The organism is Gordonia sp. UBA5067, from assembly GCF_002414845.1.
Lineage (GTDB): Bacteria > Actinomycetota > Actinomycetes > Mycobacteriales > Mycobacteriaceae > Gordonia > Gordonia defluvii.
Window position 1 is genome coordinate 31,788 of record NZ_DIAX01000045.1, and the last position, 19,912, is coordinate 51,699.

Genomic DNA, 19,912 nt, shown 5'->3' on the forward strand with positions numbered 1-19,912 from the left:
ACCATGGGTGTGACTCCGGCCACCCGAGGGGTAGTCTCTGGGATATATCAGGGTGTTTGTCTCACGTATGGGAGTTCCACATGACCAAGCCTGCCGAAGCCGGTGTGCGCACCGGCGACAAGGTGTCCTCCGAAACACACACCATGGAGGAGTTGCTGGAGATCCAGCGCGCCGCGTTCCTGCGCGACGGGATTCCGGATGCGAAGACGCGCATTGACCGAATCAACCGCCTGCAAGCACTCCTGCTGGACAACGCCGAGGAGATCTGCGAAGCGCTCGACGCGGACTTCGGCACGCGGCCGCGCGAGCTGTCCATCGCCGCGGACGTCGCCGGCTGCATGATCGACCTGACGCACCAGCGGCGCAGCGTCGAGAAGTGGATGAAGGAGACCAATGTTGCCAAGCTGCAGGGCCTGCTCGGCTTCAAGCAGCGTCTCCGCCACGATCCACTCGGCGTCGTCGGGATCATGGGGCCGTGGAACTTCCCGCTGCAGCTGACGGTCGTGCCGGCCGGGTCGGCCTTTGCCGCGGGCAACCGGGTGCTGATGCGCCCCTCGTCGATCACCGCTCGCACGACCGAGGTCATCGCCCGCCACGCGCCCGACTACTTCTCCATCGAAGAGTTGGCGGTCATCACGCCCAAACACGGCGGCGGGTCGGACTTCGCCAAGCTCAAGGTGGACCACATGTTCTTCACCGGCTCCCCCGAAGTGGGTGCATCGGTGGCGTCGGAGGCCGGTAAGAACCTGGTGCCGGTGACCCTGGAGCTCGGTGGGAAGAATCCAGCTGTCGTCGACATCGACGCAGACATCGACGAGGCGGCCTCCTTCCTGGCCGATGCGCGGATGGTCAACGGTGGCCAGGTCTGCTTGTGCCCGGACTACGTGTTCGTGCCCGAGGCCAAGCTCGGCGAGTTCACCGACAAGGTCATAGAGCGGTGGACGGCAAACTTCCCGACGGTTCTGTCCAATCGGCAGTACACCTCGACCGTCAACGAGAAGAACTACCAGCGCATCGTCGGGCTGATCGATGATGCAGTCGACCTCGGCGCCACCAAGCGTCAGGTCATTCCGGCGGGGGAACAGCTTCCGGACGCCGGCGCACGCAAGATTCCGCCGACCGTGCTGACCGGTGTGAAGGCCGGGATGAAGATCGAAGAGGATGAGGTTTTCGGTCCGGTGCTGACCGTCTACCCCTACCGGGACCTGGGCGAGGCGATCGACAAGATCAATTCGGCGAGCCACCCGCTCACCCTGTACTGGGTCGGCAAGGACAACGAAAACCTGGCGTGGGTCGCCGATAACACCCGGAGTGGGTCCATCAGCGGCAACGATTTCGCACTGCACCTGATCTCGCACGGTCTGCCATTCGGCGGTGTCGGTCGGTCTGGCATGGGCAATTACCACGGCCGGTTCGGATTCGAGACGTTCAGCCACGCGCGTGCGGTAACGGTCTCGACGCTGCCGATCAGCTTTGCCGAGATGATGGTGGCGCCGTTCACCGATCGCGACGTGAAGCTCACCGACGGGCAAATGGCGATGTTCCGGCGATTCCTGAAGGGATCGATCCGCAAGAACGCCAAGCGCTAGCGGCCATGGCGGTTCATGGGATATCCGATCCGCGATTCGATCGCGTTCGGGTGGCATTCCGGCGCCTGCTCGCCGGCCGGATCAACGGCGGCGGTGCGCTGTGCGTCTATGAGGATGGCGTGCCCGTTCTCGATATCTGGGGCGGGACCAGTGACCGCCGGGGCACGGCCGCGTGGACGCCGTCGACCGGCGCAATGCTCTACTCGGCGTCGAAGGGGCTGTCGGCGATCGTGGTGCACCGCCTGGCGGACCGTGGGCTGATCGACTATGACGAACCCGTGGCGACGTACTGGCCGGAGTTCGCCTCGGCCGGCGGTGAGCGTGTCACCGTGCGCAAACTGATGCTGCACCGCGGCGGACACTCCCAACTGCGCGGGATCGCCGCCCATCCATCGGAATTGCTGGACCACGAGTTGATGCAGTCCCGATTGGCCGCCGCACTGCCGGACCGGCACTACGGCAAACCGGCCTACCATGCGCTCACGTTCGGGTGGCTGCTGGCGGGCCTTGCCGGAGCGGTGACCGGGCTGTCGATGCGGGAACTGTGGGCGGCCGAACTGTCGGGACCGCTGGGGATCGACGAGTTGTCGCTCGGCGCGCCCGGGCCCGGTAGCCCGTTGACACTGGCCGAGGTCGTCGATCCCTTTCGGCTGGGCAACGCCGGCCTGCGCGACCCGGTGCTGAAGGTGATGGGTAGATTACCGAGCCCGCTCGGCCCGCTGGCGGGCGGCATCGATGCAGGTCGGGGGAGTGCGCGCCTTTTCAAGGCGCAGGATCCAGCGATTTTCGAGGCCGAGATGGGTGCGGCCAACGGTGTCGCCTCGGCGCGCGCGCTGGCCCGCATCTATGCGCCGCTGGCCGGCGACGGGACGCTCGACGGGCAGCGCTTTCTCTCCGCGCAGACCGTCGCCGCGTTCGAGGGCCCGTTCCGGCGGAAGGCTGATCGCGCCCTCGGCGTGCCGATGTCGTGGAATCACGGCTTTCATCGCGCACCCATCCCCGTGGTCAACGGCTTCGGCCACGTCGGCTACAGCGGGTGCTTCGGGTGGGCCGACCGGGAGACCGGGATGTCCGTCGGGTTCGTCCACAACCGCCTGACGTCGACGGTGGTCGCCGACCTCGGAATCTTCCTCTGGTTGCTGCCGATGATCACCCGCGCTGCCAGCGGAACCCAGAAAGGCGCGAAGTTGGCCCTTCACCAGGGTCAGTCGCCGGGGTCCTAGGCCCCGCCAACCCGGAAGACGTCGAGGTCGGTGCCGCTGCGGCGCCGGCCTTCGTCGGCGTTGGCGTGGCGATGACGACCCTTCCGCCGCCAACCAAGCACTTGCTAGGGTGGGGCGACGTAGACACGTGAGGAGGCGTTGTGGCGACCAGGCCGACAGCAGGGGCGACCCGGCGCGAGGAGTTGCTCAGTATCGCCGGCGGACTCTTCGCCGACCGCGGCCTGCGCTCGACGACGGTGCGCGATATCGCCGACACCGCGGGAATCCTCTCCGGCAGCCTCTACCACCACTTCGATTCGAAGGAGTCGATGGTCGACGAGTTGTTACGCGGATTCCTCGACGCCTTGTTCCAGCGGTACCGAGAGATTGTCGACGAAGGCCTGTCGGCAGCCGAAACGTTGCGTCAGCTGGTGGTGGCATCCTTCGAGGCGATCGACGCCAGTCACACCGCGGTCGCCATCTACCAGAATGAGGCGCGGCACCTCGCCACGCAAGATCGGTTCTCCTATATCAACGAGCGCAACGTCGAGTTCCGTGATCTGTGGGAGTCGGTGTTGCGGCGTGGAGTGGTCGAGGGCGACTTCCGGGCCGACCTGGACGTGGACCTCCTGTACCGATTCCTGCGCGACACGGTGTGGGTGGCGGTGCGCTGGTACCGTCCGGGCGGCGCGATGCCCGTCGACGAGATCGCCGCTCAGTACTTGAGCGTTGTGCTCGACGGAATCCTGTCTCGCTGATTCATCGGCGGGTGGACGCGGTCACCGTGAACTTGTGGTTACGCACAACTTGCCGGGTCGGCCCGACAATTCGCTGCAGCGCGCCGCGATAGCGCAGGTGCGAATTCCACACGCACCACAGCTCGCCGCCCGGTTTCAGGATGCGGCCCGCTTCGGCGAAGAGGCGGAGGGCCACTGCCGTCGACACCGCGGCGTCCGAGTGGAACGGAGGATTGAGGAGCACGAGGTCCGCTGTTGCGCCGGGCAAAATCTGGGCGCCGTCAGATTGCGCGACCTCGATGCGGTCGGCGACGCCGTTCAGAGCCGCTGTCACTCGCGTCGAGTCGACGGCGGACGCCGATCGGTCGACGGCGACGATCCGAACGTCGGGGTGCGCCCGGCCGAACCATGCGGACACGGTCCCGTTTCCGCAGCCGAGGTCGACGACCGTCTCGACGTCGGGCAGCCCGTTCTGTGCGGGGCGGGCCAGATGTGCCAGCAGCAGCCGGGTGCCGATATCGACGCCGGTGCCGGCGAACACGCCCCCGTGGGCGGCAATGGTGAGATCGAGGCCGGGGTGGAACTCGGTACGCGGCCACTCGAGGAGTAGGCGATCGGCGGCGCCGGTCCGTGGACCGCGGGCGAACAGAACGCGCGACTTTTGTCGCGCATGACTGACGTCGACGCGGTCGAACACCTCGCGCAGGACGTCGTTCATCCGCGGTGTCATGTGTTTGATTCGCCCGCCGGCCACGACGACCACGTCGGGTGCGGCCCGCGCTGCGATCAGGGCGCTGACTTCGGTGAGCCGGTCGAGTGATCGCGGCAGTCGCATCACGACAAGCCGTGCGCCGTCGAAGAGTTCGGGACCCCACCGCATCGAGTGATACCCCGTGGTGGTGTTGCGCTCGGCGTTGGCGGCGAGGGCTCGCTCTCCGGTGACCAGGTCCTGGTGTACGCGAATCTTGCCCGGACCGTCGATGAGGCCGACCAGCCCCAGGGTTAGTGCCCCATAGGCGTCGTCGATGACTGCTACTTCGTTGCGGGCCCGCGGTGCTGGGCCCGGCAGTGCCGGGAGCTCGTCGAGGATTAGCCGATCTGCCGCATCGACGGCGACCAATCCGGGTCCCTCGACGTCGGGGAAGCGGCGCAGATTCACGAACAAGAGCCTACGTCGTCCCGATCGGCAGGAATTGTGCCGATCACCTGACCCCGCATGTACACCCGGATCGGCACCGTGCTCTGCTGCTTGCTTTGCCCGGCACACTGGACATCAACTGGCGGCGGGCGAACAATCGTAGACATGACTGCCTACTCCGCGCCGGTCGGCGCTCCCATCTGGTTCGATCTCGCCACCAACGATCCGGTCACCGCGGCCTCGTTTTACAACGAGGTCTTCGGCTGGGCCGCCGAGGTCGCCAACACCGAGTTTGGCGGCTACCAAAACTTCATCCTCAACGGTAGGCGCGTCGCCGGGATGATGCCGAGCATGCCGAACAGCGGCAGTCCAGAAAACGTCTGGTCGGTGTACCTGCGCACCACCGATGCGGCGGCGACGTCCCGAGCAGCGGCGAAGGCCGGCGGCCAGGTCCTGGTCGAACCGATGAAGGTCGGGGACGAGGGGACGATGGCGGTGTTCATCGATCCGGCCGGCGCCGCGATTGGCGCGTGGGAGTCCGACACGCACACCGGCTTCAGTGAGTGGGGGGTGCCCGGTGCGCCGTACTGGTTTGAGAGCCTCACCCTCGGCCAATCGGCCGCAATACCGTTCTACGAGAATGTCTTTGCGGCCCGCGCGCAAGCCGTCGAGGGCGCTCCCGGCAACTACACGCAGCTCTTCTGGGGCGACACCTCCTACGCCGGGATCATGGACGCGAGCGGCATGCTGGCCGAGGGTGCACCGTCCACGTGGGGCGTGTACATCACCGTCGACGACGTCGAGACGACCCTGCAGAAGGTCGTGGATCTAGGTGGCACGATCATCGTCGGCCCAGACGCAACCCCGTGGGGCATCCTGGCAACCGTCGTCGACCCCCTCGGCGCGGTCATCAGCATCGGTAAGGCTCCAGCGGAGTCGAGCTGAGATCCGCACCGTGACGACCCTGCGGCGTGATAGTCACACCAGCACCCCGGAGCGGGCCGGATCTTCGCAGGACTGTTGCTAGCCGGTACGCCGGATGGCCAGTTCGGCGAACACCGCGAGGAGATCGGGGTTGTCCACCGATGCCGGGTTGACGACGTCGCCGACGTCGGCGCCCTGGAGAAGGCGCTTGACAGGAACTTCGAGCTTCTTTCCGGTACGCGTGTGCGGGACGCCGGGGATGGCGATGACCTCGTCGGGGACGTGGCGGGCCGATGCGCGTTCGCGGATGCGGGACTTGATCTGGTCGATCAGCTGCTGGTCGAGTTCGCGGCCGTGCTCGAGCACGACGAACAGCGGCATCCAGTAGGAGCCGTCGGGCTGTTCGGCACCGATCACCAGTGACTCGGCCACCCCGTCGACGGTGTCGACCGCGGCATAGATGTCGGCGCTGCCCATCCGGATCCCGTGCCGGTTCAACGTCGAGTCGGAACGCCCGTGGATGACGACGCTCCCGCGCTCGGTCAGGGTTATCCAGTCGCCCTGCCGCCACGCAGTCGGGAACATCTCGAAGTAGGCGTTGCGGTACCGCTGCCCGTCGGGGTCGTGCCACAGCTGCACCGGCATGCTCGGCAGCGGTTTGGTCAGGACAAGCTCGCCGTATTGAATTGGCCCGCTCGCTTCGCTCCCGGCGCCGGGCTGACCGTCTGGCACCGGCTTCCCGTCGGGCCCCCACGCTTCGATGGCCGCTCCGAGGCAGCGCACCGATAGCTCGCCGGGCCATGTCGGGACGGTGGGGACACCGGCGATGAAGGCGCTGCACACGTCGGTGCCGCCGGACAGCGACCACAGTGGGACGTCGGGGAGCTGCGCCGCCTGCCAGCGGTGTACGTCGGGGGAGAGCGGTGAGCCGGTCGAGCCCATCGACCGCAGCGACGCCAGCGTGCGCGTACCACTGATGGGCACCACGCCCGCCGTCTGGCTGGCCAGCAGGTAGCCGGGGCTGGTGCCGAAGAAGGTGGCCGCATGCCGATCGACGAGATCCCACATCGCGGCCGGATCGGGAAAGGACGGCGACCCGTCGTAACAGATCACCGACGCGCCGACGGCCAGGGCGGCGATCTGGGCGTTCCACATCATCCAGCTCGGCGAGGTGTACCAGAACAGGCGATCGCCGGGGCCCAAGTCCCAGTGCAGTCCAAGTTGCTTGAGCAGCTCGACGAGGATCCCGCCGTGCCCGTGGACCAATCCCTTGGGGATACCGGTGGTTCCGGACGAGAAGAGGACCCAGAGCGGATGGTCGAAGGGGACGCGGACGGGGGCAAAGGCGGCCGGTTCGGCGACCGCGTCGGCCCAGCTCATCCCGAGGCCATCGCCGTCGAATCCGGTGCGCGGCACGACGATCGTGGTGGTCACGCTCGGCAAGCCGGCGCGCAACCGGGACACATCGTCGCGGCGGTCATGGGTGCGGCCGTTGAAGTGATAGCCGGTGGCGGTGATCAGTACCTTCGGCTCGAGCTGACCGAACCGGTCGATCGCCGCGTCGGCGACGTAGTCCTGCCCGACGCCGGACCAGATTGCGCCCAGCGACGCGGTGGCGGCGAGGGCGACGATGGTCTCCGCGATGTGCGGCAGATAGCCGGCGACGACATCGCCCCGTGCCACCCCAGCCTTGGCGAGGGTGGCGGCCAGCGACCCGGCCTCGTCGCGCAGGCGCTGGCGGGTCCAGGTGGTGGATGCGCCGGACTCGTCGGTGGCGATCACCGCGACATCGTCAGGCTCGCCCGGCTGCAGGAGGAACTCGGCGAAGTTCACCGTCGCGCCGGAGAACCACTGCGCGCCGGGCATGGTGGCGTCGGCCAGCACGCTGTCATAGCTACTCACCGCATCGAGGCCGAAGAAACTCCAGATCGCGCCCCAGAAGCCTTCAAGGTCGGAAACCGACCACTCCCACAAAGCTGCGTAGTCGTCGGAACCTCGGCCGGTGAAGGCGGCGAAATCGGTGATTCGGGCCCGGGCGACCCGATCAGCGTCGGGGGTCCACAACGGCTCAACAGATTCACTGCGCATGTCCGACATTATCGCTGAAGGGGCATTTAGTTACTAGTGACTAACTGAGATTTCGACGCGGTTTGCTAGATGTAGGTGCGCAGCGCCGCCAGCCGAGCATGTGCCGTCGTCATTATCGATTCGATCAACTCGGCGCAGGACGGCAAATCATCGATCATTCCGACCACCTGCCCAGACGCCAGCACGCCGGCCTCGGTATTGCCCTCGACGAGCCCGGCCTTCAGGAGCATCGGGGTGTTGCCGGCCATGATGATCTGCTGCCAGGAGCGCTCACCGGACTTCTTCATCGACCGGCCGTCGCGCAGCATGGTCGTCCAGCGCATGCCGGTCATCTGCTTGAACTCGTTGGCGTTGCGCGCCGCGGCCGTCAGGGCACGCACGCGCGAGCCACTCTCCAAGGCCTCCACCAGTTCGGTGCGCAGCACCCGGTGCGGCATGCCGTCGACCTTCGTCGACACGACCGTGTCGCTCAGTCCGCGCTGCAGGTACTCCTGCTTGACCGAATCGGGCACGACCGAATCCGACGTCAGCAAGAAACGGGTGCCCATCGCAACGCCTTCGGCGCCGTAGGCCAGTGCGGCGACCAGGCCGCGTCCGTCGAAGAATCCGCCGGCTGCGACGACGGGAATCGACGTCACGCCGTTGTCGTCGGCGAGCGCATCGATCACCGACGGCAGCAGCAGCGTCGTGGCGACCGGGCCGGTGTGTCCGCCGCCCTCGCCACCCTGCACGATGACTGCGTCGGCGCCCCAGGAGGCGACTTTCACCGCATGCTTGGCGGCCCCGATCGACGGGATGACGACGACGCCGTGGTCCTTGAGCTTGGCGATCAGCTCGGGCTTGGGGGCCAGCGCGAAGGAGGCGACCTTGACGCCCTCGCGGATGAGCAGGTCGATCCGTTCCGGCGCGTCGGTCGCGTCGGCGCGCATATTCACCCCGAAAGGCTTGTCGGTCAACGACTTCGTCTTGACGATGGCCGCCTCGAGTTCGGCAAAGGTCATCGTCGCCGAGGCGAGGATGCCCAGGCCGCCGGCGTTGGCTGTCGCGGAGGTCAGCGCGGGGCCCGATACCCAACCCATCCCGGTCTGCACGATCGGGTACTTGACTCCGACCAGCTCGGTGAACCGGGTGGCCAGGGTCGGCGCACTCACGACTTCACCTCTCGGTTGCGAACGCCCTTGGGGTCCAGCACCTCTCGGATGATCCGTAGCTGCTCGGCGGTCGGTGTCGCGGTGGTCGGTGCGTCGGCGAGCCCGTCGATCTCGAAGGTCGTGTTCTCGGCCACCTCGTCGGCGGTCACGCCGGGGTGCAGCGACAATGCGCGCATCGAGTGGTCGGGGCCACTGAAGCCGAACACCCCGAGATTGGTGACGACGCGGTGGATGTTGAGGTGGTCGAAGGCCGGGTTGGCCGGGTCGACCTTGTCGAAGCCGACGCCGGACACGATGTCGACAGCGTCGACGAACACCCGCGCCGAATGGCGGGGCACCCAGTAGCTCGTCGGGTGGTTGATCGTGTTGCCGGGGGCGCCGCGCACACCGAACATCTGACGGGTCGGATGCTGCAGCGGACCGAAGGCCGACAGGTTCTGGTTGCCGAACCGGTCGATCTGGTTGGCGCCCATCACGACGTGGCGACGGCCCGACGCGACGACGTCGAACACCCGGCGAAACGGCATCCAGCCTTCGATCGGACCAGGCCTGCCGATGGCGGGAGTGTCGGCGAAGATGAGTGCCTCGCCGTCGGTGATCAGCAGGTCGGGCTCGGTGGTGAGGCGGGCCAGTCGGGCGCCGAGCAGCGGGGTGGGGGCCATGGGGGAGGCCATGATCTCGCCGGCACCGGTGAAGATGTCGGCGCAGGCGGCCACGCAGTATTCGGCGCGGGTGATATCGGTACCGTCGGTGCTCACTTGTTGTCCTCCTGCTGCGCCTGCCACGCGGAAACCTCGCGCTGGTAAGTCTGCTCGTCGACGTCGAGGAAGCGATGCTTGAACGCTGCCCACGTCTGCTCGTCGCCGGCCTGCTCGACGTAGAACCGCTGGAATGCCTCGTCGCGGCCGTAGGAGCCGCTGAAGGTGAAGTGGGCGCCGCCCGGCGTGTGGATCACGCGGTCGACGTTCATCCGGTTGATCAGCAGCCGCTCGCGCTCGACGGAGCCGACCAATTCCTCGGTCGACACAACCTCGTCGGCCTCGAGGTAGCGACGGTCGGCCGCGGCGAGGAACAGATCGTCGAAATACGGGTCGATGCCGGTGTAGGCGGCGTTGCCGTGCGCGTCGGCGCGGTCGAGGTGCACGAACGCCGCGTCCAGGCGCAGTGCGGGCATCGCGATGAGCGTCTGGGTGCGGCCGTCACTATCTGCATATGGGGAGACGACGGTCTTCAGCTCGCCATCCCAGAAATTCGGCACGTCCGAGCCGAGGCCGGCGCGAATCGGCAGGAAGGGCAGACGGGCCGCGGCGGCCTCCAGGCCGCATTTGATCATGCCCTCGTCCATCTCGCGCACGGTGATTGCGCCGGCGGTGCGCGCCTTGGCGAACCACGGATCGTAGAACGGCGCGGAGTCCAGCGACACGAAGCCGTAGTAGGCCTTGGCCACCTTCCCGGCCTCGCAGAGCAGGCCGAGATCGGGGCCGCCGTAGGTCACCACGGTGAGATCCTTGACGTCGGAGCGAGCCAGCGCCCGCACCAGGGCCATCGGCTTGCGCCGCGAACCCCAGCCGCCGATGCCGATGGTCATCCCATCGCGCACCTCGGCGATCACGGCGTCAAGCGTCGAAGTCTTGTCCGTTGCCATCACTTTGCTCCTTTCGCTGACGATCCACTGTCGGCGACGAAGGCGTCACGATGTTCGTCGGCGACGCCGGCCAGGTTCAGCTCGTAGGTGTAGCGCTGCTCGAGCAGGTAGCTGTTCTTCACGTCGATCGGGTCGATGCCGTTGATCGCCGCCTTCGCGGCGCGGATGACGCGGGTGTCCTTGTCGGCGATCTTCCGGGCGACGTCGAGGGCCGCCTCGAGGAGTTCCGCGCGCGGGACGACGCGGTAGACCGAGCCGAACTGGTGGAGCTGCTGGGCGGTCGCATTCTGTGCGGTGTAGTAGAGCGTGCGCATCATGTGTTGCGGTACCAGCCGGGCGAGGTGCGTGGCCGCGCCGAGGGCACCGCGGTCAACCTCGGGCAGGCCGAACACCGCGTCGTCGGAGGCGACGATGACATCGGCATTGCCGACCAGCCCGATGCCGCCGCCCACGCAGAAGCCGTTGACGGCGACGACGACGGGTACCGCGCAGTCGTAGACGGCGGAGAAGGCGGCCGCGCAGCCCTGGTTGGCGGCGATGAGCGCGCCGAATCCGCTGGTGGCCTGCATCTCCTTGATGTCGACCCCGGCGTTGAAGCCGCGGCCTTCGGCGCGCAGGATCACGACGCTGGTGGTCGGGTCCGCGCCGGCGGCGAGAATCGTGTCGGCCAGTTCGAACCAGGCTGCACTGGGCAGGGCGTTGACCGGTGGGAAGTCGACGGTGACGGTGACGATCCCGGCGTCGTGGGACCCCGGTTCACCGCGGGTGGTCGTGATGGGCACGAGAAGCTCCTCGTCGTTGCGTCGATGCGTTGCTCGCGAAAGCGAACCAAGCAAATGCTTGGTTGTTTGGTAGAGTAGCACTCATGTCTGCAGAGCGTCATACCCCTTCCGGCGTCGACTTGGGTCTTGCCGGTGCGGTCGTCTTGATCACCGGCGGCGCGCGTGGTGTCGGCGCGGGAATTGCCGGCGTGCTCAACGGGCTCGGCGCAGTCCCCGTCATCTGCGGGCGCACTGCGCCAGATCCGAACGAGTCCGGCTTCGACTTCCACCCCTGCGATGTCCGCGACTCCGGCGCCGTGTCTGCGATGATCGCGGCCATCGTCGCCAAGCACGGCCGGATCCACGGCGTGGTGAACAATGCCGGTGGATCACCGTTCGCATTGGCCGCGGATGCTTCGGACAACTTCGCGCGCAAGATCGTCGAGTTGAACCTGGTTGCCCCGCTGGTCGTTGCTCGTGCCGCGCACGCCGTGATGTCGACGCAACCCGGCGGCGGTGCCATCGTCAACGTGTCCAGTGTCAGCGGGCACCGACCGTCGCCGGGCACCTCGGCATATGGTGCTGCGAAGGCCGGACTCGACAACCTCACGCAGAGTCTGGCTGTCGAGTGGGCGCCTGCGGTGCGGATCAACTCGGTGGTCTGCGGGCCGGTGCAGACCGAACTCTCCCATCTGCACTACGGCGACGACGACGGGATTGCGGCCGTCGGCAAGACGATTCCGATGGGGCGACTCGCTTCGCCCGCCGACATCGGGAACGCCGTCGCCTTCCTGCTGTCCCCGCTGGCCGCCTACGTCACCGGGTCGGCGCTGACCGTCCACGGCGGTGGCGAGAAGCCCGCCTTCCTCGCTGCCGGCAACGCCGACAACCGCGTTTGACCAACCCCATCTCTCGTCGAATCAAGGAGCATCCATGTCTGACCTGCTGAGCACCGACCGCGTCGTCATCGTCACCGGCGCGGGCCAGGGCATCGGCCGCGCCCATGCGCTGGCCTTCGCCGCCGACGGGGCCGCCGTCGTGGTGAACGACTTCAATGCCGACGCTGCGCAGGCGGTCGTCGACGAGATCGTTGCCGGCGGCGGCAACGCCGTCGCCGACGGCGCGGACGTCGCCGACTGGACGGCCGGTGCCGAGTTGGTGGCTACCGCGATTCGCGAATTCGGCGGGCTGGACACCGTGGTCAACAATGCCGGATTCCTGCGCGACCGGATGCTGGTGTCGCTGTCCGAAGACGAGTGGGACGCGGTCGTCCGGGTTCACCTCAAAGGGCACTTCGTCGTCTTGCGCCACGCCGCTGACTATTGGCGCGCGCAGTCCAAGGCCGGCGCGCAGCGTGCCGCTCGCGTCGTCAACACGTCGTCGGGAGCGGGCCTGTTCGGGTCGGTCGGGCAGGGCAACTACGCCGCGGCGAAGGCGGCGATCGCCGAGCTGACCATCCAGGCGGCCGCGGAGTTGGGCGGCTACGGTATCGCCGTGAACGCGATCGCCCCGGCCGCGCGCACCCAGATGACGATGGGTGCCGGCGAGGCGATGGCCGCGCAGATGGCGCCGCCGGCCGACGGCTCCTTCGACGCGATGGACCCGGCCAACATCTCCCCGCTGGTCGTGTGGCTCGGTTCGGCTGCTGCCGACGTGACCGGCCGCGTCTTCGAGGTCGAGGGCGGGACGATTACCCTCCTCGACGCCTGGCAGCGGGCCGCGTCACGCGACAAGGGCGCCCGGTGGGAGCCCGCCGAGGTGGGCGCCGTCGTCGACACGCTCGTCGCCGAGTCGCCGGCGCCCGTCCCGGTCTACGGCGCTCGTTAGGGCGAATATCGAAAGTGCCGGGATTCCGTCGCCAGGTAGACGATGAACCCCGGCACTTTCGCCGTCTGTGGGCTACGCGCCGCTGGGCCCGCGGACGACCATCGGGACACCGGGGAAGTAGGCCGCCATTTCTGAGCGCGACTTGCGCAGGGTGGCCATGCCATAGCCCTGCTTGCGGCGATCTGGGGTGATCCAGATGCGCACATCCACCTCGCCATCGTGCAACTCGGCCATGACCAGGCCAACCTTGGCGCTCTGCTCGGTCGCGACCAGCCAGACGGCCTCCTCGTCGTCGACGCGGTGGGCGGCGGCGGCGATTTCGGTGTCCAGGTCGCCGGCCGGGGCACCCGAACCATCGCCGGCGATCCCCTGTTCATCGGTGCGGACCTTGAACAGGTCGGCATCACTGTCCGGTGAGAACGGGCGCAGGTCGAGGGTGTCGCCGCTGGACGCGGGGCGCTCGGCGAGGGTGAAGGTCAGGGCTGAGTTGAGGTCGTCGAGTTCGGCCTGGTTGCGGCGGCGCTGGTCTTTGGTGAGTTGGTAGAAGGACATCCCGAGTACGGCTTCGGCGCCGAGCTTCGACTTGCCGAGCAGGGTCGCGATGGCGTCGACGGCGGCGGCACGGTTCTCGGCGTCGACGACAGCGTCGAGAACTTCGTGACGACGCTCGAGCGCGGTGATGAGCGCGTCGGTGATGTCGCGGCGGGCGGTGGTCTGGTCCAGATCGGTCATGTTGCCGATCGTAGTGCCGGAACGTTGTTACTGGTGAGTCTACTGAGGAGTAGCTTTCAAGACACAGAGATGTAACACGTTCCAGGTCGCAATCACGCACCGTACACCCGTGGTGAACAGCGAATAATAGCTGTGTGCTGTCCCAGAACTAGAACACGTCCTAGTCTGAAGTGATGACTGACATCGACCTCCTCCGCGGCGACATTCATCTCGGCGACTTTCTGGTGGCCGCGCTGCGCCGCCACCGTGACCGCAACGTGTTGCAGCTCGGCGACGTCGAGCTGACCGGTGCGGCGATGGCCGAGGCGATCAGTACCTACGTCCAGGCATTCGCAGCGGTCGGTGCCGGTTCCGGTACCCCCGTGGGGCTGCTCGCGCTCAACCGTCCCGAGGTGCTGCTGGTGATCGGCGCGGGTCAGACGCAGGGCTACCGTCGCACGGCACTGCACCCACTCGGATCCGCTGACGATCACGCCTTCGTCCTCGACGACGCCGGCGTGTCGACGCTGATCATCGACCCGATTCCCAAGTTCGTCGAGCGGGCCGCCGAACTACTGGCAAAGGTGCCCGGCCTCAAACAGGTCCTGACCCTTGGGCCCGTCCCGCCCGAACTCGCCGACGTCGGCACCGATCTGATCGCGGTGGCCGCCGAGTTCGATCCGCAACCGCTGCAGGCCGCCCGGCTGGCGCCGGACCACGTCGTCTCGATCACCTACACCGGTGGCACGACGGGCAAGCCGAAGGGCGTCATCGGCACCGCGCGCGCCATGTCCACCATGACCCAGATCCAACTGGCCGAGTGGGAATGGCCGGAGCATCCGCGCTTCCTCATGTGCACCCCGCTATCGCACGCGGGTGCCGCTTTCTTCACCCCGACGCTGATGAAGGGCGGCACGATGATCGTGCTCCCGGCCTTCGACCCGGCAGTGGTGCTCAAGACGATTGAGGAACAGCGCATCAGCGCGACAATGCTCGTGCCGTCGATGCTCTACGCGCTCATGGACCATCCCGATTCGCGTACGCGGGACCTTTCATCGCTGCAGACCGTCTACTACGGCGCCTCGCCGATCAACCCCGTGCGCCTGGCCGAGGCCATCGAGCGATTCGGCCCGATCTTCGCCCAGTACTACGGCCAGTCCGAGGCGCCCATGGTCATCAGCTACCTGCGACGCGACGAGCATGATCCGGCGCGGCTGGGTAGCTGCGGCCGGCCGTCGGCCTTTCTGCGCACTGCGCTGCTCGACGCGGACGGCAACGAGGTCGCGCGCGGCGAGCCCGGCGAGATCTGCGTTTCCGGCCCGTTGCTGGCCGGTGGATATTTGGGTCTGCCCGAGCAGACCGAGGAGACCTTCACGCCCGACGGTTGGCTGCACACCGGTGACGTCGCGCGGGAGGACGCCGACGGCTTCTGGTTCATCGTCGACCGCACCAAGGACATGATCGTCTCCGGTGGCTTCAACGTCTTCCCACGCGAGGTGGAGGACGTCATCGCCGAGCATGCGGCGATCGCCCAGGTCGGCGTCGTCGGTGCGCCCGACGAGAAGTGGGGGGAGGCGGTCACCGCTGTCGTCGTCCTGCGCGACGGTGTCGGTGCAACCGAGGAGGCGCGCAACGTGATCGCCGATGAACTCAAGGTCGCCGTGAAGGAGCGCAAGGGAGCGGTGCAGGCGCCCAAGCACGTGTACTTCGTCGACGCTCTGCCGCTCACCGCGCTGGGTAAGCCGGATAAGAAGGCGCTGCGTGCCAGGTTCTGGGAGGGCAGCGAACGCGGCGTCGGTTAATCCCCTGAGATCTGCGACTGGCCGGGTCGTACAGGGAGCCACTCCTTCGGAGCGCGAGTATTCGGCAGATCCCAAGGTGTCCGCTCAGCCTGCCGGGTGATGGGCGCCGAGTTGGTGACCGCTGTCGGCAAGCAAGGCGCCGATAGCGGTCGGGACCTCGCCGGTCACCGTGCGGCACATCGAGAAGGCGATCCGCGCGGCCTGCAACTTGGCCAGGTCGGCGTTGGGGCCGGCGTGCCGGTCGTCGACGGTCTGTTGCCAGATCTGCAGCCACCGCTCAAAGTGTGCGGCGCCCAGCTGCGCCTTCTCCTGCAGTTCCTTGTGCGGGACGAGCACGTTGCGCTTATAGGTCCCCTGCCGCAGGACGGTCTTGCACCAGAAGTCGGTGATGGCGGGAATGTGCTCCGCCAGATCCATCTGGGCGATGTCGACGAAGACCGGCCGCAGCAGGTCGTCGGCAAAGGCGCGCCGGTAGAAGTCGTCGAGAAGTGCAGCGACATCGTCCCGGTCGGCGAGGTCACCCACCTCCGAGCCGGTCATGCCTTCGACCCTACGCCGGTCAGGACTTTCCGACGGGGCAGCCGTAGTCGACGCCGAGACCCTTCACACCATTGAGCCAGCCCGACCGCACCCGCTTGATTTCGCTGACTCGGCTGATGTCGGGCATGACGTCGGCGATGGCGTTGAAGATCAGGCCGAGTTCCATCCGGGCCAGGTTGGCGCCGATGCAGAAGTGCGCGCCGTTGCCGCCAAAAGCCAAGTGCGGATTCGGGTCTCGGGTGATTGTGAAGGAGAACGGATCGTCGAAGACCTCTTCGTCGTAGTTGGCTGAGCTGTAGAACAGTCCGACTCGTTGGCCGGCGGCGATGTCGACCCCGCCGACCTGAGTGTCCGCGGTGGCGGTGCGTTGGAAGGCGTGCACGGGCGTGGACCAGCGCAGCACCTCGTCGACGGCGGTGGCCGTGGGACGATCGGCCTTGAACAGCTCCCACTGGTCGGGGTTGTCGAAGAAGGCGTTCATGCCGTGGCTGGTGGCATTGCGGGTCGTTTCATTGCCCGCGGTGATGAGCAAGATGACGAAGAAGCCGAATTCGATCTCGGTCATCGCCTCGCCGTCCTCGCCGGCCTGCACGAGGGTGGTGACGATGTCGTCGGTCGGATTCTTTCGACGATCCTCGGCCATCTGATACGCGTAGGCCATCAGCTCGGCGTTGGCGGTGATCGGGTCGAAGGGCTGGTCGGGATCGTCGCTGTTGATGATTGAGTCGACGAGCTGGTGAATGCGCCCACGGTCGGCCTCGGGTACACCGAGCAGGTCCATGATCGCTTTGAGTGGCAGGTGGATGGCCACGTCGTCGACGAAGTTCCCGGAGCCCTTGGCTAACGCCTCTTCGACCACCTGGCGCGCCGTCTCGGTCAAGGTGTCTTCGAGTGCGTGCACGGCGCGGGGGGTGAAGATCCGCGACACGATCTTGCGTAGACGGGTGTGCTCGGGCGGGTCGTGGTTGATCAGGAGGGCCTTGGTGAACTCGAGTTGCTCGGGCTCCATGTACTCGGGCAGGCGGACGATCGCGCCCTTGGCATTGGTCGACCACAGTCCGCTGTCTTTGGAGATGTCGCGGATGTCGCGGTGCTTGGAGATCACCCAGAAGCCGTCGTCACCGAAGATGGGGGTGAGGGTGGGCTGCTCATTCCACCAGACCGGGGCCGTCTTGCGGAGCTGGGCGAACTCGGCGACCGGCATCCCGCGTTCGAGTAGTTCGGGGTCGGCGAAGTCGAATCCCTTGCCGATCGGGCAGGTCTGTGCGGCTGCGGTCATGGCGGTCCTCCCGCGGGGTTGGCTGTGGTGACAGTCACCACACCATACACCAATACTCTGTATGTATGGTCGATGGTTTTGGTCGACGACCCGATAGGCTGAGGGCCCATGCGCACCCACGGCTGGGGCGGTCATCCGCCCATCGACGACGACGAGGCGGTCGCGCGCATCCTCGCCGCTACCCGCGCGGTGATCGACGCGAAGGGTGCGGCGACAAGTCTGACCGACGTCGCCCGCCACCTCGGGGTGACCCGCCAGACCGTGTACCGGTACTTCCCGAGCACCGTCGACCTGCTTGCCGCGACGGCGATGGGGGCGGTCGGCGGCCTCCTTGACCGCGTGGCCGCCGAATTGCGGGATTTCACCCGCCCCGACGAGGCGGTGGTACAGGGGTTGATTGCGGTGATGTCAGCGCTGGCCGATGACGCCTATGTCGGGCTCGTGCTGCGCGGCGACCAATTGAGCCTGCCCGTCGTCGGTGACTTCACCTCCGAGGTGGGGCGGGGCTTCGCGCGTTCGGTGATGGCGCGGATGGCCGTCGACTGGGCGTCCTGGGGTTTTGGGGAGAGTCAGCTCGCCGATATCGCCGACATCATCCTGCGGACGCTGCAGTCTCTCGTCCTCGACGATGGCAAGCGCGACGCCACGGAACTCACCGCGTTCCTCGATCGGTGGACGGGCGCAGCGATCCGAGAATTGAGCTCAGTCTCCTTGCCTACGCCGACGCACAGATGACGACGGGGATTTCGCGCTGCGTCCATGCGTCGTAGGCGTCGAAGTCGGCGTAGAGGTCGACCAGTCGCGGCCAGAGGTCGGCACGCTCTGCCGCGGACGCCGTCCGCGCCACCAGCGAGTACGTTTCCCTGCCAACCTGGATCGTCACCGCAGGATTGGCCTGCAGATTCAGGTACCAGGCCGGGTGCCGCGGCGAACCGCCCTGCGACGCGACGACGATGAATCGCTGCCCGTCGCGCAGATAGATCAGCGGTGCTGTCCGCGGCTCGCCCGACTTGCGGCCGATTGTCGTGAGCAGGCAGACCGGCGCGGGTTTGCGCAGGGCCGCGCCCACCCGCCAGGTGCCGCCGAGGCGGCCGCCCGTCGCCCGGTACAGCCGCGTGTTGAGGCGGGAACCGAGTCGGATGACGCGTGCAACGATCGGTGAGTCGAGTTGTGCCGGGCGGCGGGCGGCATCCATGGCGCTAGATCCGCTCGATGATGGTGCCGGTGGACAACGCGCCGCCGGCACACATGGTGATCAGCGCCGTCTCGCCGTCGCGCCGCTCCAACTCGTGTAGGGCGGTGGTGATCAGGCGCGACCCGGTGGATCCGACGGGGTGCCCCAGCGCGATGGCGCCGCCGTTGACATTCACCTTGTTCATGTCGGGGTTGTGCACGCTGGCCCAGCTGAGTACGACCGCCGCGAAGGCCTCGTTGACCTCGAAGAGGTCGAGGTCACCGATCGACATCCCGGCCTTGGCCAGTACTCGTTCGGTGGCCTGCACCGGGCCGTCGAGGTGGTAGTACGGCTCCGCGCCGACCAGTGCCTGCGCGCGCAGGCGGGCCCGTGGCTTGAGGCCGAGTGCCTTGGCTTTGTCCTCGTCCATCAGCAGGACCGCGGCGGCACCGTCGGAGATCTGCGACGAGGTGCCGGCCGTATGGCGGCCACCCTCGATGACCGGCTTGAGGCCGGCCAGCGACTCGGCGGTGGTGTCGCGCAGCCCCTGGTCGCGGTTGACGGTCAGCTTTTCGCCGGTCAGCTCGCCCTCTTTGGTGCGCTCGGGGGCGATGACGGTGAGGATTTCGCGGTCGAAGCGGCCCTCCGCCCAGGCCTGTTTGGCCAACTGCTGGCTGCGCAGGCCGAAGGCGTCGAGGTCGGCCCGGGTGATGCCGCGGCGGTCGGCGATCCGCTCGGCCGCGTCGAACTGGTTGGGCATGTCGATATCCCAGGACTCGGGGCGGCGTGGACCGGCGTTCTCGCCGACGTTCGCGCCGAGCGGTACGTGGCTCATTGCCTCGATACCGCAGGCGACGCCGACGTCGATGGTGTCCGTGGCGATCAGCCCCGCGATCAGGTGGTTCGCCTGCTGTGCGGAGCCGCACTGGCAGTCGATGGTGGTGGCGCCGGTCTGCCACGGCAGTCCGGCATGCAGCCAGGCGGTGCGGGTGACATTGTTGCCCTGTTCGCCGACCTGCATGACGCAGCCGCCGATGACCTGCTCGACGAGCTCGGGGTCGATCCCTGCGCGCTCGATGACGCCGCGTTGGGCCGCACCGAGGATCTCGGTGGCGTGCAGGCCGGACAGCCAGCCGTTGCGCTTGCCGATCGGCGTCCGCGCCGCCTCTACGATTACCGGGACACCCATGGTGATTCCTACTTCCGTTTGCTTAGGGACTTCAGACTCAAAACTAGAACAAGTTCTTGTTCGATGTCTATGCCTGTGGCAGAGTGAGGGCCACACGAAATTGGAACACGTTCCTGTCCGGTTGCAGTCCGGCCGGGACACTGTTGGAAGAGGTA

Annotated in this window: 19 protein-coding genes; 8 read left to right on the forward strand and 11 right to left on the reverse strand. The window is 67.2% G+C overall.

What is annotated here, in order from left to right; all coding sequences use genetic code 11:
• Nucleotides 1-80: 80 nt before the first annotated feature.
• The 3 genes from B4M62_RS06885 to B4M62_RS06895 all read left to right on the forward strand — a co-directional run bounded on the left by B4M62_RS06885 (nt 81) and on the right by B4M62_RS06895 (nt 3,549).
• Entirely contained in the window at nt 81-1,589 is a 1,509-nt protein-coding gene (locus B4M62_RS06885; RefSeq protein ID WP_290706237.1) for an aldehyde dehydrogenase family protein, read from the forward strand.
• Nucleotides 1,590-1,639: 50 nt separating this feature from the next.
• Nucleotides 1,640-2,812: a serine hydrolase domain-containing protein gene (locus B4M62_RS06890; protein ID WP_290706238.1), complete on the forward strand. Its 1,173-nt coding sequence runs from the start codon at nt 1,640-1,642 to the stop codon at nt 2,810-2,812.
• Between the two features lie 140 nt (nt 2,813-2,952).
• Nucleotides 2,953-3,549 (forward strand): TetR/AcrR family transcriptional regulator, encoded by a 597-nt coding sequence (locus B4M62_RS06895; RefSeq protein ID WP_290706239.1) that lies wholly within the window; start codon nt 2,953-2,955, stop codon nt 3,547-3,549.
• A 1-nt stretch (nt 3,550) separates the two neighbouring features.
• Here B4M62_RS06895 and B4M62_RS06900 read toward each other — a convergent pair whose 3' ends face one another.
• Nucleotides 3,551-4,687, reverse strand: a complete 1,137-nt coding sequence (locus B4M62_RS06900; RefSeq protein ID WP_290706240.1) for a class I SAM-dependent methyltransferase — start codon at nt 4,685-4,687, stop codon at nt 3,551-3,553.
• 144 nt (nt 4,688-4,831) lie between these two features.
• Between B4M62_RS06900 and B4M62_RS06905 the strand changes: the two genes are divergently transcribed.
• Nucleotides 4,832-5,611: a VOC family protein gene (locus tag B4M62_RS06905; protein WP_290706241.1), complete on the forward strand. Its 780-nt coding sequence runs from the start codon at nt 4,832-4,834 to the stop codon at nt 5,609-5,611.
• Between the two features lie 78 nt (nt 5,612-5,689).
• Here the strand turns inward: B4M62_RS06905 and B4M62_RS06910 are convergent, their stop codons facing one another.
• The 5 genes from B4M62_RS06910 to echA20 form a co-directional block, all read right to left on the reverse strand.
• On the reverse strand, nt 5,690-7,678 hold the full coding sequence (locus B4M62_RS06910) for an acetoacetate--CoA ligase (protein ID WP_290706242.1): 1,989 nt from the start codon (nt 7,676-7,678) through the stop codon (nt 5,690-5,692).
• A gap of 65 nt (nt 7,679-7,743) precedes the next feature.
• A complete protein-coding gene (locus B4M62_RS06915) occupies nt 7,744-8,829 on the reverse strand; it encodes an NAD(P)H-dependent flavin oxidoreductase (protein ID WP_290706243.1) in 1,086 nt (361 codons plus the stop codon).
• The gene (locus B4M62_RS06920; protein WP_290706244.1) at nt 8,826-9,587 is read right to left on the reverse strand and encodes a CoA-transferase subunit beta; all 762 of its coding nucleotides are present in this window, start codon (nt 9,585-9,587) and stop codon (nt 8,826-8,828) included. The genes B4M62_RS06915 and B4M62_RS06920 overlap by 4 nt, the downstream gene beginning before the upstream one ends.
• The gene (locus B4M62_RS06925; protein ID WP_290706245.1) at nt 9,584-10,474 is read right to left on the reverse strand and encodes a CoA transferase subunit A; all 891 of its coding nucleotides are present in this window, start codon (nt 10,472-10,474) and stop codon (nt 9,584-9,586) included. The genes B4M62_RS06920 and B4M62_RS06925 overlap by 4 nt, the downstream gene beginning before the upstream one ends.
• On the reverse strand, nt 10,474-11,256 hold the full coding sequence (echA20, locus tag B4M62_RS06930) for a (7aS)-7a-methyl-1,5-dioxo-2,3,5,6,7,7a-hexahydro-1H-indene-carboxyl-CoA hydrolase (protein WP_290706246.1): 783 nt from the start codon (nt 11,254-11,256) through the stop codon (nt 10,474-10,476). The genes B4M62_RS06925 and echA20 overlap by 1 nt, the downstream gene beginning before the upstream one ends.
• Before the next feature lie 83 nt (nt 11,257-11,339).
• Between echA20 and B4M62_RS06935 the strand changes: the two genes are divergently transcribed.
• The gene (locus tag B4M62_RS06935) at nt 11,340-12,134 is read left to right on the forward strand and encodes an SDR family oxidoreductase (RefSeq protein ID WP_290706247.1); all 795 of its coding nucleotides are present in this window, start codon (nt 11,340-11,342) and stop codon (nt 12,132-12,134) included.
• A 34-nt stretch (nt 12,135-12,168) separates the two neighbouring features.
• Entirely contained in the window at nt 12,169-13,062 is an 894-nt protein-coding gene (locus B4M62_RS06940) for an SDR family oxidoreductase (RefSeq protein WP_290706248.1), read from the forward strand.
• Nucleotides 13,063-13,134: 72 nt separating this feature from the next.
• Here the strand turns inward: B4M62_RS06940 and B4M62_RS06945 are convergent, their stop codons facing one another.
• Complete coding sequence (locus B4M62_RS06945) at nt 13,135-13,794, reverse strand: GNAT family N-acetyltransferase (RefSeq protein WP_290706249.1); 660 nt, start codon at nt 13,792-13,794, stop codon at nt 13,135-13,137.
• 173 nt (nt 13,795-13,967) lie between these two features.
• Between B4M62_RS06945 and fadD8 the strand changes: the two genes are divergently transcribed.
• Entirely contained in the window at nt 13,968-15,575 is a 1,608-nt protein-coding gene (gene fadD8, locus B4M62_RS06950; RefSeq protein WP_290706250.1) for a fatty-acid--CoA ligase FadD8, read from the forward strand.
• An 84-nt stretch (nt 15,576-15,659) separates the two neighbouring features.
• Here fadD8 and B4M62_RS06955 read toward each other — a convergent pair whose 3' ends face one another.
• Both B4M62_RS06955 and B4M62_RS06960 read right to left on the reverse strand, forming a co-directional pair.
• A complete protein-coding gene (locus B4M62_RS06955) occupies nt 15,660-16,115 on the reverse strand; it encodes a group III truncated hemoglobin (protein ID WP_290706251.1) in 456 nt (151 codons plus the stop codon).
• A gap of 19 nt (nt 16,116-16,134) precedes the next feature.
• The gene (locus B4M62_RS06960) at nt 16,135-17,394 is read right to left on the reverse strand and encodes a cytochrome P450 (protein ID WP_290706252.1); all 1,260 of its coding nucleotides are present in this window, start codon (nt 17,392-17,394) and stop codon (nt 16,135-16,137) included.
• Between the two features lie 108 nt (nt 17,395-17,502).
• On the opposite strand from B4M62_RS06960, the gene B4M62_RS06965 reads away from it, so the two are divergent.
• The gene (locus B4M62_RS06965; protein WP_290706253.1) at nt 17,503-18,129 is read left to right on the forward strand and encodes a TetR/AcrR family transcriptional regulator; all 627 of its coding nucleotides are present in this window, start codon (nt 17,503-17,505) and stop codon (nt 18,127-18,129) included.
• Here the strand turns inward: B4M62_RS06965 and B4M62_RS06970 are convergent.
• Both B4M62_RS06970 and B4M62_RS06975 read right to left on the reverse strand, forming a co-directional pair.
• Nucleotides 18,110-18,589: a nitroreductase family deazaflavin-dependent oxidoreductase gene (locus tag B4M62_RS06970; protein WP_290706254.1), complete on the reverse strand. Its 480-nt coding sequence runs from the start codon at nt 18,587-18,589 to the stop codon at nt 18,110-18,112. The two genes, B4M62_RS06965 and B4M62_RS06970, sit on opposite strands and share 20 nt — an antisense overlap.
• Before the next feature lie 4 nt (nt 18,590-18,593).
• Entirely contained in the window at nt 18,594-19,757 is a 1,164-nt protein-coding gene (locus tag B4M62_RS06975) for a steroid 3-ketoacyl-CoA thiolase (RefSeq protein WP_290706255.1), read from the reverse strand.
• Nucleotides 19,758-19,912 lie beyond the last annotated feature (155 nt).

Excerpts from the sequence above, each read along its gene's own strand:
- B4M62_RS06885 (WP_290706237.1), top strand. The coding sequence starts at position 81 with ATGACCAAGCCTGCCGAAGCCGGTGTGCGCACCGGCGACAAGGTGTCC.
- B4M62_RS06905 (WP_290706241.1), top strand. The coding sequence starts at position 4,832 with ATGACTGCCTACTCCGCGCCGGTCGGCGCTCCCATCTGGTTCGATCTC.
- B4M62_RS06910 (WP_290706242.1), bottom strand. The coding sequence starts at position 7,678 with ATGCGCAGTGAATCTGTTGAGCCGTTGTGGACCCCCGACGCTGATCGG.
- B4M62_RS06925 (WP_290706245.1), bottom strand. The coding sequence starts at position 10,474 with ATGGCAACGGACAAGACTTCGACGCTTGACGCCGTGATCGCCGAGGTG.
- B4M62_RS06935 (WP_290706247.1), top strand. The coding sequence starts at position 11,340 with ATGTCTGCAGAGCGTCATACCCCTTCCGGCGTCGACTTGGGTCTTGCC.
- B4M62_RS06940 (WP_290706248.1), top strand. The coding sequence starts at position 12,169 with ATGTCTGACCTGCTGAGCACCGACCGCGTCGTCATCGTCACCGGCGCG.
- B4M62_RS06945 (WP_290706249.1), bottom strand. The coding sequence starts at position 13,794 with ATGACCGATCTGGACCAGACCACCGCCCGCCGCGACATCACCGACGCG.
- fadD8 (WP_290706250.1), top strand. The coding sequence starts at position 13,968 with ATGACTGACATCGACCTCCTCCGCGGCGACATTCATCTCGGCGACTTT.
- B4M62_RS06955 (WP_290706251.1), bottom strand. The coding sequence starts at position 16,115 with ATGACCGGCTCGGAGGTGGGTGACCTCGCCGACCGGGACGATGTCGCT.
- B4M62_RS06960 (WP_290706252.1), bottom strand. The coding sequence starts at position 17,394 with ATGACCGCAGCCGCACAGACCTGCCCGATCGGCAAGGGATTCGACTTC.
- B4M62_RS06965 (WP_290706253.1), top strand. The coding sequence starts at position 17,503 with ATGCGCACCCACGGCTGGGGCGGTCATCCGCCCATCGACGACGACGAG.
- B4M62_RS06970 (WP_290706254.1), bottom strand. The coding sequence starts at position 18,589 with ATGGATGCCGCCCGCCGCCCGGCACAACTCGACTCACCGATCGTTGCA.
- B4M62_RS06975 (WP_290706255.1), bottom strand. The coding sequence starts at position 19,757 with ATGGGTGTCCCGGTAATCGTAGAGGCGGCGCGGACGCCGATCGGCAAG.